Raw genomic sequence first — 14,640 nt, forward strand, 5'->3', positions numbered from 1 at the left:
AGATAACTGTTTCCCCATTCTCTGATGACGGGTTCAATTTTAGATTATACACTATCAGCATCCTGGAGGAGCGATCACTTCGCGACAGAGAGGCCAGTGCCGTGACCGAGCCGCTGATTCGGTTTGACAGCGCGAAATTTGGGAAAGCCGAACAATTCGATTTCTACCCCAGCCTACACCACAGTGGCATGCATACGCTGAGTTCTATGCAAGACCAGATTTGGCGCTAAGTGCTCTCAAGATCGACCAAATCTGGCTGGTGCCGAGGGCGGGACTTGAACCCGCACGTGGTTGCCCACGGAGGATTTTGAGTCCTCTGCGTCTGCCATTCCGCCACCTCGGCACTCGAAGAAGCGTCAGACGGCTCATCTTAGGCAAAGGTGGCGCCGGCGGCAATGGAGGCCGAGTGGCGGCGTCGCTCGCTTCTCAGCCGCTGCGCGACCTGACGAACTGAGTAGCCAATCGACGGCAACCGTCATAGTACTGCGATAGTCAGAAGTTACTATAACACTGCATAGTAAGTGTGATTCTCAATTACATTTTGCGATTGTTTGCTTAGCATAGTGTAACGAGCGACACTGGGTATTCATGGAACGTATTGCCGCTCACATTCCCGCGCAGATCGCGGTTCCGCAATCGCATGTCACGGTCGCCGGATTAAGGCGTGCCCTTGGCGATTGCGTGCTCGCCCTGTCGTTCATGCTCGCGATGATACCGGCTGGCCGTGAACTCAGCTTTACGCTGGCTGGTACCGCGAATGTTGTATGGATCGCAGGAGCAGCGATCATGGCCGTCATGTCGTTCGCACGATTCACCCCGCGCAGCGCGACCGTAAATCCGCGTACGCTCGCCGCATCCGGCGGCATGCTGATCCTCCCATGCTTCATGCGTCCCACCAATCCGTCCACCGGCGCGCTTGCGACGACCGGGCTCATCTTCGAATTGTTCGGCGTAGTGCTGACACAGGTCGCGCGCGTCTACATGGGCCGCAGCTTCGGTATATTGCCCGCCAAACGCGGCATCGTCTGCAAGGGTCCCTTTCGATGGGTTCGTCATCCCATATATTTCGGTTGGCTGATACTTTCGATCGGCTACGCGATGTCCTATGTGAGCGAGCGCAATACAATACTGATCGCTGTGACGCTCCCTTTCATGGTCTGGCGAATCAGTCAGGAAGAACAACATTTGACCGCCGATCCTGACTACCGCCGCTATGTGGGTCTGGTTCGGTACCGCTTGTTCCCCGGCCTGGTCTAAGATTCACACTCTGAAGAGCGAGCTTCAGTGCGGCCGCGGCTGGCGCGTGCCCATCAGGTAGAGTCCGCCTGCCAGCGGAGTCGAAAGAAACATCGCGAACGCGAGGCCGCCGATTACCGCGATTGCCAACGGTTGCTGAACCTTGGCGCCCGCGCCGTAGCCGAGGGCGAGCGGGAGCAGGCCCGCCGCGGTGGCGAGCGTGGTCATCATGATCGGACGCAGGCGCACAGTGGCCGCGTCAAATAGCGCCGCGCGCGGTTGAGTGCCGGCACCGACTTCGCGCTCGGCATGGTCGAGCAGCAGGATGCCGTTCTTCGCGGTGATCCCCGCGACCATGATGATTCCCATGAACGAGGAAATGTTGAGCGTCATGCCGGTCACGTCGAGCGCGATGAAACTGCCGGCAAGGCATGATATCGCGGCGACCAGGCATGCAACCGCGGGCGCGAGCCGCGCGAACTCCCAGACCAGTATCAGGAACATCATGATCGTCCCGGCCACCAGCACCAGCGCGAGCTCGTGAAACGCCTGTTGCTGCTGCGCGTACAGTCCGCCGTATTCGAGCGACACTCCGGCCGAGAGCGGCATCCGCGCGAGGTTTCGCTTGACCTCGGTGACCGCAGTGCCGAGGTCGATACCCTCGAGCCGCGCCGTGACGTGCACGACGGGCCGCTGGCGCTCGCGATCGATTTCATTGGTCGCGCCGAGAAAGTTGGTCTTCGTGACCGACGAGAGCGGGACGCGCGCACCGGTGCTCGACTTGAGAATCACCTCCGACAGCGTGCTGAGATCTTCGTGGAACGCGTCGGGATAGCGAACGCGTACGCCGACCAGCCGATCGCCCGACAGCACATTGGTGGCGACCGTCCCTTGAATCGCGGAATCGAGCGCCGCGCGAATATCATCGGCGCTCAGTCCGTAGTGTGCCGCCGAAGTGTTATCGACGACGACCGCCTGTTCCGGGATGCTCTCGACGATTCCGTTGAAGACGTCCACCAGTCCGTGGATCGAGCGCATCCGATCAGCCACCTGCCGCGCGGTCGCTTCGATCATTTTCTGGTCGGGGCCGAAAACCTTGACTTCGATTGGCTCCGGCACGCCCGAGAGATCGCCGATCAAATCCTGCAACACTTGCGAGAACTCGACCGACACACCCGGCACCGAGTTCATAATGCGTGCGCGGATGGAATCGATGACGTCGTCGATTTCGCGTTTGCGGTCTGCCTTCAGCCGCACGGACATGTCGCCGCGATTCGATTCGGTCAGAAAAAATCCAAGCTGGGTGCCGGTGCGGCGGCTGAACGCAGCGACTTCGGGCGTCGTCTTCAGAATCGACTGAATCGAGTCGAGCAACGCGGTCGTGTCGGCCATCGTGCTCTGCGGCGGCGTCAAGTAGTCGAGGATAAATGCGCCTTCGTCGAGCGGCGGCAGATAGTCGGTACCGATACTGTTGTAAACGAAGTACGCAACGCACACTGAAACGATCGCGCCAGGAATCGCGAGCGCGGGAAAGCGGACGACGGGCCGGATCGCCATCAGAAACGCCGTCTGAACGCCGTGATAGATTCGTCCCGCTTCGCGCGCGCGCCCGCGGAACCGCGCGATCGCCAGTTCCATCGCAGGCGTGAAGTAGATCGCCAGTATCAGCGAAATCGCCAGTCCTCCACCCAGCGTCGCGGCTAGTGAGCGGAAGAAAATGCCGGTGATGCCCGAAGTGAAAACCAGCGGCCCGAATACGACGATCACCGTCATCGTCGAGGCCACCAGCGGGCGCTTAAGACTCTTGAGCGCCTCAGCCACGGCATCCGCAGTGGACCGCCCTGCCGCCAGCTCGCGATGAATCGCTTCGATCATCACGATAGCGTCGTCGATGAACAGCCCGATTCCCGCTGCCAGCCCGCCCAGCGTCATCATGTTGAAGGTCAGCCCGACCGCCTTCATCGCGATGAACGTGATCGCGACGGTGCACGGCACCACGACCGCCGCGACGATCGCGCTCAGCGGACTCATCGTGAATGCCAGCACCACCAGCACCGCCAGCGCGAGGCCGAGGACGATCGCGTCGCGCACGCTCTTCAGCGATTCGGCGACCAGGTCCGACTGATCGTACGAAACTGAAAACTGAACGTCGGGATAGCGCTGGCGAAACTCCGCGAGGATCTGCCGCGCCTCGGCCGCCACCTGCTCGGTGCTGCCGCTCGGCCGCCGCGAGATTCCCACCAGCACCGCGGCGCCATTCTCGGAGGCCGCCCGGATGTAATCTTCCTGGATTCCAAGTTCGACCGAGCCCACGTCGCTGACGCGGATCGGTTGGCCGCCTGCCGCGGTGAGCGGTACCGCGGCAAGCTGGTCGGCTTGATGCAGGTCGGTCGTCACGACAGTCAGCAGCATCCGATGCGATTCGTTCATCCGGCCTGCCGACGCGATCACGTTGTTCTTCGCCAGCCCCGCAACGACATCGCCTGGCGACATATCATGTTGCAGCATCCGTGCCGGGTCGAGCCGCACGACGAACTCGCGATACTTGCCGCCGATTACGCCGACTCGGTAGGTCCCGTCGATTCGATGCAGGCTCGGAACAAGGTCGTAGTTCACGATGTCGGTCAGCTCGGGCAGGCTGCGAACCTTTGAACTGAGGCTGAGATCGATGATCGGAAACGTGCCGGTCGTCAGCAGCAACGCGTCGACGGCCGTGCCGTTCGGCAACTGCGCGCGCGCGTGCGCGACCGCGGCGTTCAGCATCTGGAAGCTGACTTGAGGGTCGGCGTCTTCGCCGAACGTGACGTCTATCTCGGCGCTGCCACGCGTCGTCGTCGATCGAACGAGCGTTACGCCGGGCACGCCGTAAACGCTTTCCTCGAGCGGCCGCGTCACGGAAGCGAGCATCTGTTCCGCCGGCAGGTCGCCGCTGTCGGCAAGAATCATCGTGCGGCGAAAAATGATCTCCGGAAATACCGCGCTCGGAATCGTTCGCGCCAGGATTACTCCGAGCACGCTCGCTGCCAGCACCGACAGCACCGCCAGCGTCGAGCTGCCGCGCGTCATTGATTTCCCTGAGCAACGCGAACAGCAAGGCCATCCGACAGCGCATAGCCACCCGAAGTCACGACCCGGTCGCCCGCATTGACGCCGGCGGTTACTTGAACCCGATCGCGATTGCGCAGTCCGACTTTGATGTCCGTGCGATGCGCGCGGCCGTCGGCGCCGATTATGAACACGTGGTACCGATCCGCGCCCTGATCCTGAAACAGCGCGGCGACCGGAATTACGATCGCGTCGGGCACGCTCGCGGTTACGATGCGCACCTCGACCGGCGCGCTGGCTTCCGCGATACGCTCCGGGCCCGTGAAGTCCGTCCGCGCCGACGACGTCTGGCTGGCCGTGTCGAAATTCGGCATCAGCGCCGCGACGCGGGCGGGAAACTCAACGCCGGGGCGAAAGGGCGTTGTCACCGTCGCCGCCATCCCGGGCCTCACCATCGAGAGCTCGTTCAACGGCAGCGATGTATCGATGTAGAGACTCTTCGGATCGATCAAATCGACCAACGTGTCGAGGTCGGCCACCATCTGGCCGTTGGTGACGGGCGGTTGCGAGACAATCCCGGACTCCGGCGCGATCACTGGTATTCCCGCGCTACGATTGTGGCGCGCGAGCGACGCGCTCAGCCTCGTGGCGTCCTGCGGATCGATTTTGCGCGCGACCTCGAGCCCGGCTTCCGCCGCTTCGATCTCGCGATTGACGACGCGCGCGACGACCTGGCCCTTGCGCACCGAATCGCCGCTCTGGAGTTTTATCGCCGTCACTCGGCCGGCGGTCGGCGCACGTATGATCACGTGACGCGTCGCGACCGTCTTTCCCAGCAGCCGAAGCTCGCTCGTCATCGGATGGACTTCGGCTCTGGCCGCACTCACGAGCAGCATCGGATTGGACGGCGCCGCGCCTTCATCATCGCTCTTCTTTGCGCCGCCGCATGACGTCATCAGAGCCGCCGCGATTGCCGCCGCGAAGATCGCGCGCTTCCTCATTGGATACGGCCGAAAAGCAGGTTGGTCTCCGCCACCGCTTCGCGCGCGTTGAATTCCTGGTCGTGCCGCTGGAGCCGCAATTGCTCGGCTTGCTGATACGCATCCAGCACCTCGAGCATCGTAGCCGTTCCGCCGCCCAGGAACCGCGTCCACGTCAGCGCGAAGTTGTCGTCGGCCGTTGGCTGCGCGCGCGCGAGGATGTCGAGCTGCCGATTCGCCTCGTCGTAGCGAAGCGACGCGTCCGCCACGCGCCGCTTCAAAATGTACTCGGCCTGCCGCGCCTGCGCCGTCGCCGAATGCTCTTTCGCCTTCGCCTGGTCGATATGCGACGAGATCAGGCCGCCGTCGAACACCGGCACTGACATCACGCCGTCGTACGATCCGCCAAGGTTGTGAGAGATCGTCGCAGGCGGATCGATGCCGACAAATCCAGTCGTGAACGCGACCTGGAACGTCGGCAGGCGCTCGGCCTTCGCCGCTTCGATTTGCGAGCTGGCCGACGCGATCGCGCGTTGCGCCGCCTGCATCACCGGGCTCTGCGCGAGATCGCCCGACGGCTTCGGCGGTACTCCGTTGAGGCTCGCGATGTCGAGGTCGGGCTGATGGGGTTCGCCTATCAAAATTCCCAGCGCCGCCGACGCGCGCTCGAGGTTTCCACGCGCCGCGTCGAGCGCAAGCTCGGTACTGTCACGCGCGGTGCGGAACTTCAGCACGTCATTCGTGATCGCGCGTCCGCTCTTTTCCAATTGCTCGATCGTCGTCACGTAGCGCCTCAGCCGATCGAGGCTCGCCTGCAAGTCCCTCTGTGCTCCGCGCGCGCGGAGCAGATCGAAGTAGGCAATCGACGTATCGAAAACAATTTGCGCGCGCGCCGCCGCCACTCCCAGCCGCGACGCCTCGCTCACGTACTCCGCCGCGCGCAGCCGCGCCTGGCGGCGTCCCCAGTCCCACGCCGTGTAGTCCAGCGTCAGCATCCCGGCCGAAAGTCCGCGGTTCGTGATGACCTCGTTGTAGCCCGGCGCCTGGTAGTACTCCGCGCCCGCCCCGACGGTCGGAAACAGCGGCGCGCGCTGCTCGCGCACGTGCGCGACGCTCATATCGCTCGCCGCCGCAGCGACGTCCACCGACGGCGCGAGATGCAGCGCGCGATCGATCCCGTCGGACAGAGTAATGGTCGCGGCGGACGCAAGCGAAGCCCAGCTCAGGATCGCGGCAGCGACCACCACCGTTGATAGGTTGCGGCGAGTCTGCTCCATTCGCGAAAGAGTAACAGCGGTTTGTCAACCGGCCAAATTAATGGATGTTAAGCTGAATGTGCGCTGCGGCGATTATCTGAGCGGCGCGGTCGCTCTATTCGGATCTTCGCGGTAAAGCGCAATCGTCACGACGAACGCGCATCCGCCCGACGGCAGATTCGCGGCCGCGATCTCGCCGCCATGCGCCCGCGCAATCTCCCGGCACAGGCTGAGTCCCAGCCCGCTCCCTTCACCGGGCGACCCTGCGCCGCGAAAGAAGCGATCGAAAATGTGCGGCAGCTCCGCCGGATGAATTCCTTCGCCGGTGTCGGCGACGCGGAGTATCGCGCGGTTCGCATCGCTCTTCAGCCCAACGTCGATCGAGCCACCCGCCGGCGTGAACTTCAGCGCGTTGTCGAGCAGATTGACGATCAGGCGGCGCAGATGGCCTTCGTTGCCGTTGACGAATACGTCCTCGGGCGCGCTGACCGTCAGCTTTATCTCGCGCGCCTGCGCCAGCGGCCCGACCGTCGCCGCTATCTCGCTCAGCAGCGCGCGAAGATTCAGCTTGTGCCGATCGACCATCACTTCGCCATTGAGCCGCGACAGCATCAGCAGTTCGTCGGCAATTCTGCACAGCGACAGCGCCTCGCGATGCGCCGCGCCAAGCGCTGCGCGATTTTCCGCGGCCGTGCGCTCGCGCGCGAGCGCTACTTCCAGCCCTGTGCGCAGTACCGCCAGCGGCGTCCGCAGTTCGTGCGCGGCGTCCGACGCGAACCTGCGCTCCGTCGCCGAGGCGCGCTCCAACCGCTCGAGCAGCGAGTTGATTTCCGCCGTGAGCCGCGCGACTTCGTCCGCCACCGGCGGCACTGTCAGCCGCGAGCTCAGGTTGGTCGGCCCGATCGCGTCGAGCTCCGCCGTCACCGATTCAATCGGCCGCAAGGCCCGGCCTGCCAGCAAATATCCGCCGCCGACGCAAAGCAGCAGCACGATCGGCACCATCAGCAGCAGCAGGTTGCGAAGGCTGTCAACCGATGCCTGCACCAGCGCCGCCTGCACTCCGCTCTGCAGGTACGCGATATCGCCATCGTACATCATCGGAACGACTGCGAACCGGACGGCGTCGTTGCTGACAATCGCAGGATGCGTCGGGAGTGCCGGATCGAACGGCGGTGGAATCGTGTGGATGTCGCCGAAGTTTCCAACCTCGCCGTGCGGGGTGACGATTCGTACGCGCCGGCCCGGACCGATATCCGTCTCGAGGCTGAGGCGCTGCAGGATGCCGAGCGCGCTCGCCGAGCCGCTGCGCTGGATTTGGTCGGCCACGTTCTCGGTCTCTTCCAGAAGCGCCGCATCCAGCGCGCTCCATTGCTGGCGGGCGAAGAGCTTGACCGCAGCGATCGCGGCGACCAGCAGGATAGCCGCCAGCACCGTTGCCCAGTAAATGGTTAGCCTGAGTCTGATCGTCATGAGCGGCGAGCGCGCAGCGCGTGCGGCGTCATTCCGCGCGCATCGTATATCCAACTCCGCGCACGGTGACTATCAGCGATCGATCGGCGCGCGGATCGATCTTCTGCCGCAGCCGATTTACGAATACCTCGATCAGGTTGGTCAGCGAGCTGTAGTTCGAATCCCAGACCGTCTCCGCGATCATGTCGCGCGTCACCACCTGCCCCGCGTTGCGCATCAGCAATTCGAGCAGCATCTTTTCCTTCGGCGACAGGTTCAGATTGTGCTCGCCGATTTTCGCGCGCCGCTTGACCGTGTCGAATTCCAGGTCGCCGACCTTGAGCACCGTCGAGACCGGCGTTCGCGGCCGCCGCGCCAGCGCCTTGATTCTCGCCACCAGTTCGGCAAACGCGAACGGCTTGACCAAGTAGTCGTCGCCGCCGGTGTCGAGTCCGGCCACGCGTTCTTCCAGCGCGCCGCGCGCGGTCAGAATCAGCACGGGAGTCTGGTTGCCCGCCGCGCGCATCTCGCGCAGCAGGTCGAGCCCGTTTTTCCCGGGCAACCCAACGTCCAGCACGATCAGATCGAGCGCGCCGCGCGAGATTATCGGCTCGGCCGCCTCAGCGCTCCCGGCGATTTCGACCGCAAAGCCGTCCTCGACGAGTCCCTGCTTGACCGCGTTGGCCAACCGGGCCTCATCCTCGATGATAAGAATCCGCAGCGCGCTCATACCCCCGATGCTGGCACGCCGCCGTCGCCAAAAAAAGCGTGCGCAACTCCGTCAAATCGCCAGCGATAGAACTCCAGCGGCTACCAGGGCGCCGGCCCAGATTGTGTCGAGGTTGATCCAGGCGCTGCGCAGGATCGCCAGGCCGACCCATTCATAGACCAGGATCGCGATCGCGCCCGTCACCGCGATCATCGCGCCGGTATGGACCAGCACCACCGCTATCGCCTGCGCGAGCGGGTGCGCGTGAGCGGCGGCCATGTGATGCGCGTGCGGGGAATTCGGCGTCATCCCGATCAATATCGGGAACAGCATCAATCCCGCACCATGCGCCGACGCCATCAGGAAGGACCACAGCGCCAGTTCCGCCGCGTTCACCCGCATCGCAACCCAGCGCGGATGGGCGCGCGGCCAGATAAAACGAAACAGCCCAAACATGATCAGCGCGGCCGCGCCGATCGGACGAAGCAGATCGATCGCGAAGAACAGCCGCAGCCCGCCGATGATCGCGACCACCGCCGCGATCGACACGAGATGTCCGACCGCGATTGGGCCGAGCGCCCACACCACCTTCGAGCGCCGCCGCTCCTGCAGCCCGAGCGCCACCGCGAACAGCCAGCCCATCGACGGATCGATTCCGTGATACGCACCGAGCGCCGCGACCGCTATCCACGGCCACGCCGAGGTCACGGATAGCAGAACGAATCGGACGACGAGTCGCCGCCCTCGAGGCGAATCTGATGCGCGCGCTCGCCGTCGAAGGTCGTGAAGAAATTCGGGTCGATCGTCATGCCGCCCACCGGCGCGCAATCGATCTTCGCGACCCAGCCGCGAATGCCCTCCGGATAGAATTGCGCATCCCACGCCCCGTACAGCGAGTTCGACATGTAAGCGCGACGCCCGTCGCGGCTGAGCTCGATCATCTGCGACCCGCCGTTGAGTGGCCCGCTCTTCGGATGCTTGCCGTGAGACACGATTCCGCCGAGCCGCACGCTTCCAGTCTCCTTCGGCTTGAACGGGTCGCTCACGTCGTACTGCTTCAGGTCGCCGGTGCCGAAACACGCGACGTACAGGAACTTGTCGTCGAGACTCAGGTTGATATCGGTAATCAGCGGCGGCACCGCCTTGAACGGCTTGAGCGCCGGCGGCAGCAGGTTTTCGTCGGCGGGCTCGGCGGGAATGTCGATCACCTTGCGAACTTTCCAATCGCCGCCGTCGCGATGCCATAGCCAGATCGACGCCGACAGATCCTTGGTCGAGATCACTACGCCGACGAAGCCGTAAGTCTTGGTCGGGTCATGCGACGGGCGCAACTCGAGCACGAGTTGGTGCTCGGCGCCGAGGTCGAGCGCCTTCAGATGCCGCCGGTTGCGGAGGTTCCAGATATGAATCGCGTGTCCGTACTTGTTGCCGAGCAGCAACTCCGGCACTACACCGTGTTCGATCATGTTTGGCGTGCCCCACTCGCTCGTGATGGCCACGTCCCAGCCGAGATGCCACCAGAAATCGTATGCGAACATCTGCGGCCCGCGATCGACCTCCCATCGCCCCAGCACGTCGAAGCTCTCATGATCGAGCAGGAAAATTCCGCCCGGCCCGTCGCCCTTCGGATCGCCAAGCGCGCTGACGTAAATCGCGTCGGGTCCGCAATGGATCGTATGCGGCCGGCTGTATCCCGCACGTGACGCGATCTCGTCTGCCTCGATCGTTTTCACCAGCTTCGGCTTCCGAGCGTCGGGCTTGGTGTCGAAAACGTAAATCCGCGACGAGCGCAGGCCCGGCACCAGCAGGTAGCGCCGCTCTATATGAGGATGCGGTGCGTACGGACACAGCGCGGCGCTGCATGCGTTCCAGCCAAAGTGATGCAGCTCGTCGCCGACATTCGGCACTTCAGCGCGGCCGATCACCTTCGAATAGGTTTTTGATTTCGGATCGAGATCGAGCACGCACAGCGCGTCGTGCTTTCCGTTAGCCGGCGTCGGATTGAAGGTCACGACGTAGCCGAGCTGTTCGCGCGGCGCCTGCATCGCCATTCGCGCCGACGGGTAGAACGTTTGATCGGGTTTCCAAAGCGCCATGATTTTGCACCGCCTTCCGCGAGATGGTTCCGACACGTATCCAACCTGTCAAATCGCACGCAACCCCCACGTGCCCGCCGCGCGCGAAACCGTTTGCCCTGTGGTCCGCCGCTTGATGTAACATCGCTATAGCGCCCGGCGCGGCGAATATCCAATCCAATCGGGACGCAACGAAGAATGCCAATGGAAGACAAAACAGTTCTCTACGAAAAGCACGACCGGATTGCCAAGGTCATTCTCAATCGCCCGCGCTACAAGAACGCTCAATCGCGGCGCCTGTTAGAGGGAATGGACGCCGCCTTCGCCGAGGCCAACGCCGACGACGACGTCCGCGTCATCATCCTCTCCGGCGCCGGCGACAATTTCTGCTCCGGCCACGACCTCGGTACCCCCGAAGAAAAAGAGGACCAGCAGCGCCGCCCGTTTCCCAAGGGCGTCCGCGGCGAGTATGCCCGCTCGCGCCAGATGTTCCTCGACAACACGCTGCGATGGCGCGATCTCGACAAGCCCACCATCGCGCAGGTCCAGGGCCTGTGCATCTTCGGCGGCTGGATGTTCGCGGCGGCGATGGATCTCGTCGTTGCTTCCGACGACGCAAAGTTCCTGCCCTCGCTCCTCCAGTACTTCTCCATTCCGTGGGATATGCCGCCGCGCAAGGCCAAGGAAATCCTCTTCCAGAGCCGCTTCGTCGACGCCGAAGAGGCCTGCCGCCTCGGCTTCGTCAATCTCGTCGTGCCGCGCGCCGCGCTCGAAGCCGAAACGATGGCGCTCGCGAATCGAATCGCCGAGAGCGACCGCTTCACGCTCCGCATGGTCAAGTGGGCCGTCAATTCCGCGCAGGACGCGATGGGCTTCAGCACCGCGATTAGCAACGCTCACTCGCATCACATGGTCCTCGGCATCGGCGGCTTGATGCAGGCCAGGATGCAAGGCAAGGAACTGCCGAAGCGAATGCCGGGGGTTGAGCAGGCGCTCAAGAAAATCCGGAAGTAGGGCGCGGGGCGCGCTCGCGCTCGATCAATCGTCGGGTTGCATAAAGTTTGCGACATTAGCGTCCCGCTAAGACCCCTTGCGGACGAACCGATTCGTCTCGATTTCCAAAATTCGTCACAATTGAAGTGTGACGACCTCGATCCGAAAACTGAGCCGCGCAATCGCCCTTGCAGTTCTCTCACTCGCGATTACCGCGACCACGTCGAGTGCATTCACCTTCCCTTGGCCCGCCTCGAGTCCAACGACCGCGACCGCTTCCTCATCCGACGCGAAGCCGCCGGCTGCTCCCGCTGACGCTGTCACCGCACAGCCCGGCGCGCCGCTACCGCCCATTGCCCATCGTATCGTCGGCGGCGAATTCGATTTCATCGCCTGGGACGGCAGCACGTTTACCAGTATCGGCTCGCGCTTCGGCGAGAGCCCAAAAGTGCTGGCCCGCGACAACGGCATGCAGGTCACCGACCGCCTCCACGCCGGCGACACCATTCACATCGACAATCGTCATATCGTTCCTCTCGAAGGATCGGATTTGATCGAGGTCAACCTGCCGCAGCGGATGCTCTTTCATTTCGCGGACGGCCGCCTAAGCGGTGCCTATCCTGTCGCGATCGGGCAGCCTGGCCGCCAATGGCAGACCCCGACCGGCGCGTTCAAGGTCATCCAGATGCGCGAGGACCCGACCTGGCGCGTGCCCGCGTCGATTCAGCGCGAAGAGGAAGCCGACGGCAAGGATGTCGTCGACGAGATCGAACCCGGACCCGACAACCCGCTCGGCAAATACTGGATCGGCCTGAGTTTCCCGATCATCGGGATTCACGGCACCAATCATCCCGTCAGCGTCTACAGCTACCGGACCCACGGATGCGTCCGGCTGCATCCCGACGATATCGAAGCGCTGTTCAACGCGGTCGACCTCAATGACTCGGGCGTGATCGTGTACTACCCCGTGATGCTCGCGCAGCTGGACGACGGCCGCGTCTTCCTCGAGAGCGAGCGCGACATTTACCGCCGGGGCGCCGGTGGAATCGACGCCGTCAAGGCTCTTGCGCAGGCCGCCGGGATTGATAATCTAATCGACTGGATTCGTGCCGGGGAAGTTGTAGACGAACAGGAAGGAATCGCGCGCGACGTGACGCTCAAGTCCGATCGCGCGGGGGGAGCGCCAGCAGATTCGATCGCGGCGACGACAATTGAGCGAACAGCTACAGTCGCAGTCCAGGCCTCCCGCCGACTTATCGCGGCGGCGCTTCCTCCGCATTAGCGCGATCGCCGCGGCGCAGCTCGTGGTCCCCGCCGTCGCACTCGCACGCACCACCGTCCGCCTTCGACACCGCTCGCTCAAGTTCTACAACCTGCACACGGGCGAAAGCCTGGCCACCACTTACTGGCAGGACGGTCAGTACATTCCCGGCGAGCTCGACCGCGTCAACTATATCCTGCGCGATTTCCGCGCCAACGAGATCAAGCCGATCGATCCCGCGCTCCTCGATCTGCTCGTCCGCATCCAGCATCGCCTGGGCACCGCCGAGCCGTTCCAGGTGATTTCCGGCTATCGCTCGCCGCTGACCAATGCGATGCTGCATGCGAACAGCGAAGGCGTCGCCGTCCACAGTCTTCATATCGACGGCAAGGCGATCGACATCTGCGTCCCGGGGCGCAGTCTCGCCCAGCTGCGCGGCGCCGCGCTGGCGCAGCAAGCGGGCGGCGTCGGCTACTACCCGCGCACCGGCTTCGTCCACGTAGACACCGGCCGCGTCCGCTTCTGGTAACCCCGACCGTCCCCTTCCCCCAGAAGAGCCGACTCCTCTCCGCGATTGTTCCCCTTCCCAAAAGGGGAAGGGGCTAGGGGTTAGGTTCCTACTTCCGCGGCGTCCACCTCTGGTGATCGCAACTAGGGTTAAGTTCCTACTTCGTCGCGACCGCCACCAGCCGCACCGCCCGATGGTCGTACGGCGTGCCGCTCAAGCTGCCGAATAGCTCCACTTCTCGGAAACCTGCCTGCTTCAGCAGTCCCTTGATCTCGGCGCCCGAGTACGGCCGCGTCGAGAAGCTCAGCTCCATCCGCCGCTGCTGCCCGATCATGGTCCAACGACTCTCGAGCCAGTCCCACCCGCTCTTGAGTTTGCGTTCCTGCAGCAGGATCGCGCCGTCGGGCATTCGCTCCCAGGTCCGCTCCTGCCAGTCACGGGCCAGAACTTCCTTGCCCATCATTTCGATGACAAGCCGCGCTTTCGCCTTCAGCGCGTCGTGAAGATTTCGCGCGACGATCAAATCTTCGGCCTGGTCTTCAAAGTAGCCGAACGAGGTCACGCAGTTGATCGCGCCGTCGAAGGCGTTCGCTCGTTTGAACGCGCGCATGTCCTCCTGCACCCATTCCACCGTCACGCCTTCCTCGCGCGCGCTTGCCTTGGCGCGATCCAGAAACGCGCGCGTGCGATCCACTCCCGTCACCGCCAGCCCGCGCCGCGCCAGCGCTATCGAATGGCGCCCGACGCCGCAGCACAAGTCCAGCACGCTGCCGCCCGGCCCGACTCCGAGCAGTCTGACGAGTTCGTCGGCCTGCGCGCCTGAACTTTCAATCCGCTCGGGCGTGAAGAAGTAAGGTGCGAAGCTCTCCCAGAATTCGTCGTCTTCGTACCACGCGGTCATTTCGACGTCTTCGCATGCGCCCGCATCGGCGCCGCCACGTCGGTCAGCGCCTCGCCGTCGGGCGATCTGGCCGCCATCTGTTTCAGAACCGAATCGAGCTCGACTCCCAGTCCGTCCGCAATTCGATCGATAAAGTTGAACAGGCTCGCTATCACGACGATATCCAGCGTCTGCTCTTCGCTGAAATGCGCCCGGAGACCGTTGAGGTCGTCCAGCGTCATCGACGA

13 protein-coding genes, 1 tRNA gene and 1 pseudogene are annotated in these 14,640 nt (G+C 63.6%); 5 read left to right on the forward strand and 10 right to left on the reverse strand.

Going from position 1 to position 14,640, the window contains the following annotated elements:
• A partial coding sequence (locus VJX68_RS08465) for a hypothetical protein (protein ID WP_324095241.1) occupies positions 1 to 230 on the forward strand: 230 nt, incomplete at its 5' end.
• Between the two features lie 27 nt (positions 231 to 257).
• Here VJX68_RS08465 and VJX68_RS08470 read toward each other — a convergent pair.
• A tRNA-Leu gene (locus tag VJX68_RS08470) sits at positions 258 to 343 on the reverse strand.
• A 245-nt stretch (positions 344 to 588) separates the two neighbouring features.
• Between VJX68_RS08470 and VJX68_RS08475 the strand changes: the two genes are divergently transcribed.
• The gene (locus VJX68_RS08475; protein ID WP_324095242.1) at positions 589 to 1,257 is read left to right on the forward strand and encodes a methyltransferase family protein; all 669 of its coding nucleotides are present in this window, start codon (positions 589 to 591) and stop codon (positions 1,255 to 1,257) included.
• 24 nt (positions 1,258 to 1,281) lie between these two features.
• Here the strand turns inward: VJX68_RS08475 and VJX68_RS08480 are convergent, their stop codons facing one another.
• The 7 genes from VJX68_RS08480 to VJX68_RS08510 all read right to left on the reverse strand — a co-directional run bounded on the left by VJX68_RS08480 (position 1,282) and on the right by VJX68_RS08510 (position 10,771).
• The gene (locus VJX68_RS08480) at positions 1,282 to 4,302 is read right to left on the reverse strand and encodes an efflux RND transporter permease subunit (protein WP_324095243.1); all 3,021 of its coding nucleotides are present in this window, start codon (positions 4,300 to 4,302) and stop codon (positions 1,282 to 1,284) included.
• Positions 4,299 to 5,282 (reverse strand): efflux RND transporter periplasmic adaptor subunit, encoded by a 984-nt coding sequence (locus tag VJX68_RS08485; RefSeq protein WP_324095244.1) that lies wholly within the window; start codon positions 5,280 to 5,282, stop codon positions 4,299 to 4,301. The genes VJX68_RS08480 and VJX68_RS08485 overlap by 4 nt, the downstream gene beginning before the upstream one ends.
• A complete protein-coding gene (locus VJX68_RS08490; protein ID WP_324095245.1) occupies positions 5,279 to 6,538 on the reverse strand; it encodes a TolC family protein in 1,260 nt (419 codons plus the stop codon). The genes VJX68_RS08485 and VJX68_RS08490 overlap by 4 nt, the downstream gene beginning before the upstream one ends.
• A 72-nt stretch (positions 6,539 to 6,610) precedes the next feature.
• Positions 6,611 to 7,987, reverse strand: a complete 1,377-nt coding sequence (locus VJX68_RS08495) for a sensor histidine kinase (protein WP_324095246.1) — start codon at positions 7,985 to 7,987, stop codon at positions 6,611 to 6,613.
• A 28-nt stretch (positions 7,988 to 8,015) separates the two neighbouring features.
• Complete coding sequence (locus VJX68_RS08500) at positions 8,016 to 8,696, reverse strand: response regulator transcription factor (RefSeq protein WP_324095247.1); 681 nt, start codon at positions 8,694 to 8,696, stop codon at positions 8,016 to 8,018.
• A gap of 51 nt (positions 8,697 to 8,747) precedes the next feature.
• Positions 8,748 to 9,383 carry a hypothetical protein gene (locus VJX68_RS08505; protein ID WP_324095248.1) on the reverse strand — a complete coding sequence of 212 codons (636 nt, stop codon included), beginning with the start codon at positions 9,381 to 9,383 and terminating at the stop codon, positions 8,748 to 8,750.
• Positions 9,380 to 10,771, reverse strand: coding sequence for a selenium-binding protein SBP56-related protein (locus VJX68_RS08510; RefSeq protein WP_324095249.1), 1,392 nt, complete (start codon positions 10,769 to 10,771; stop codon positions 9,380 to 9,382). Before VJX68_RS08510 ends, VJX68_RS08505 begins: the two co-directional genes overlap by 4 nt.
• Before the next feature lie 183 nt (positions 10,772 to 10,954).
• On the opposite strand from VJX68_RS08510, the gene VJX68_RS08515 reads away from it, so the two are divergent.
• From VJX68_RS08515 to mepK, 3 genes are all read left to right on the forward strand, one after another.
• Positions 10,955 to 11,764, forward strand: coding sequence for an enoyl-CoA hydratase-related protein (locus VJX68_RS08515; RefSeq protein WP_324095250.1), 810 nt, complete (start codon positions 10,955 to 10,957; stop codon positions 11,762 to 11,764).
• Between the two features lie 127 nt (positions 11,765 to 11,891).
• A complete protein-coding gene (locus VJX68_RS08520) occupies positions 11,892 to 13,025 on the forward strand; it encodes a L,D-transpeptidase family protein (RefSeq protein ID WP_324095251.1) in 1,134 nt (377 codons plus the stop codon).
• A gap of 22 nt (positions 13,026 to 13,047) precedes the next feature.
• Positions 13,048 to 13,533 carry a peptidoglycan L,D-endopeptidase MepK gene (mepK, locus tag VJX68_RS08525; RefSeq protein WP_324095252.1) on the forward strand — a complete coding sequence of 162 codons (486 nt, stop codon included), beginning with the start codon at positions 13,048 to 13,050 and terminating at the stop codon, positions 13,531 to 13,533.
• Positions 13,534 to 13,669: 136 nt separating this feature from the next.
• Here the strand turns inward: mepK and VJX68_RS08530 are convergent, their stop codons facing one another.
• Both VJX68_RS08530 and VJX68_RS08535 read right to left on the reverse strand, forming a co-directional pair.
• Complete coding sequence (locus VJX68_RS08530; protein ID WP_324095253.1) at positions 13,670 to 14,413, reverse strand: class I SAM-dependent methyltransferase; 744 nt, start codon at positions 14,411 to 14,413, stop codon at positions 13,670 to 13,672.
• A pseudogene (locus tag VJX68_RS08535) lies at positions 14,410 to 14,640 on the reverse strand (hypothetical protein); the annotation flags it as partial. The pseudogene VJX68_RS08535 and the gene VJX68_RS08530, both read right to left, overlap by 4 nt.

Source organism: Binatus sp. (SeqCode), from assembly GCF_035272065.1.
Taxonomy (GTDB): domain Bacteria; phylum Desulfobacterota; class Binatia; order Binatales; family Binataceae; genus Binatus.

Bases quoted from the DNA above. Each gene is read 5' to 3' on its own strand.
- VJX68_RS08475 (WP_324095242.1), top strand. From the start codon at position 589: ATGGAACGTATTGCCGCTCACATTCCCGCGCAGATCGCGGTTCCGCAA.
- VJX68_RS08480 (WP_324095243.1), bottom strand. From the start codon at position 4,302: ATGACGCGCGGCAGCTCGACGCTGGCGGTGCTGTCGGTGCTGGCAGCG.
- VJX68_RS08485 (WP_324095244.1), bottom strand. From the start codon at position 5,282: ATGAGGAAGCGCGCGATCTTCGCGGCGGCAATCGCGGCGGCTCTGATG.
- VJX68_RS08490 (WP_324095245.1), bottom strand. From the start codon at position 6,538: ATGGAGCAGACTCGCCGCAACCTATCAACGGTGGTGGTCGCTGCCGCG.
- VJX68_RS08495 (WP_324095246.1), bottom strand. From the start codon at position 7,987: ATGACGATCAGACTCAGGCTAACCATTTACTGGGCAACGGTGCTGGCG.
- VJX68_RS08500 (WP_324095247.1), bottom strand. From the start codon at position 8,696: ATGAGCGCGCTGCGGATTCTTATCATCGAGGATGAGGCCCGGTTGGCC.
- VJX68_RS08510 (WP_324095249.1), bottom strand. From the start codon at position 10,771: ATGGCGCTTTGGAAACCCGATCAAACGTTCTACCCGTCGGCGCGAATG.
- VJX68_RS08515 (WP_324095250.1), top strand. From the start codon at position 10,955: ATGGAAGACAAAACAGTTCTCTACGAAAAGCACGACCGGATTGCCAAG.
- VJX68_RS08530 (WP_324095253.1), bottom strand. From the start codon at position 14,413: ATGACCGCGTGGTACGAAGACGACGAATTCTGGGAGAGCTTCGCACCT.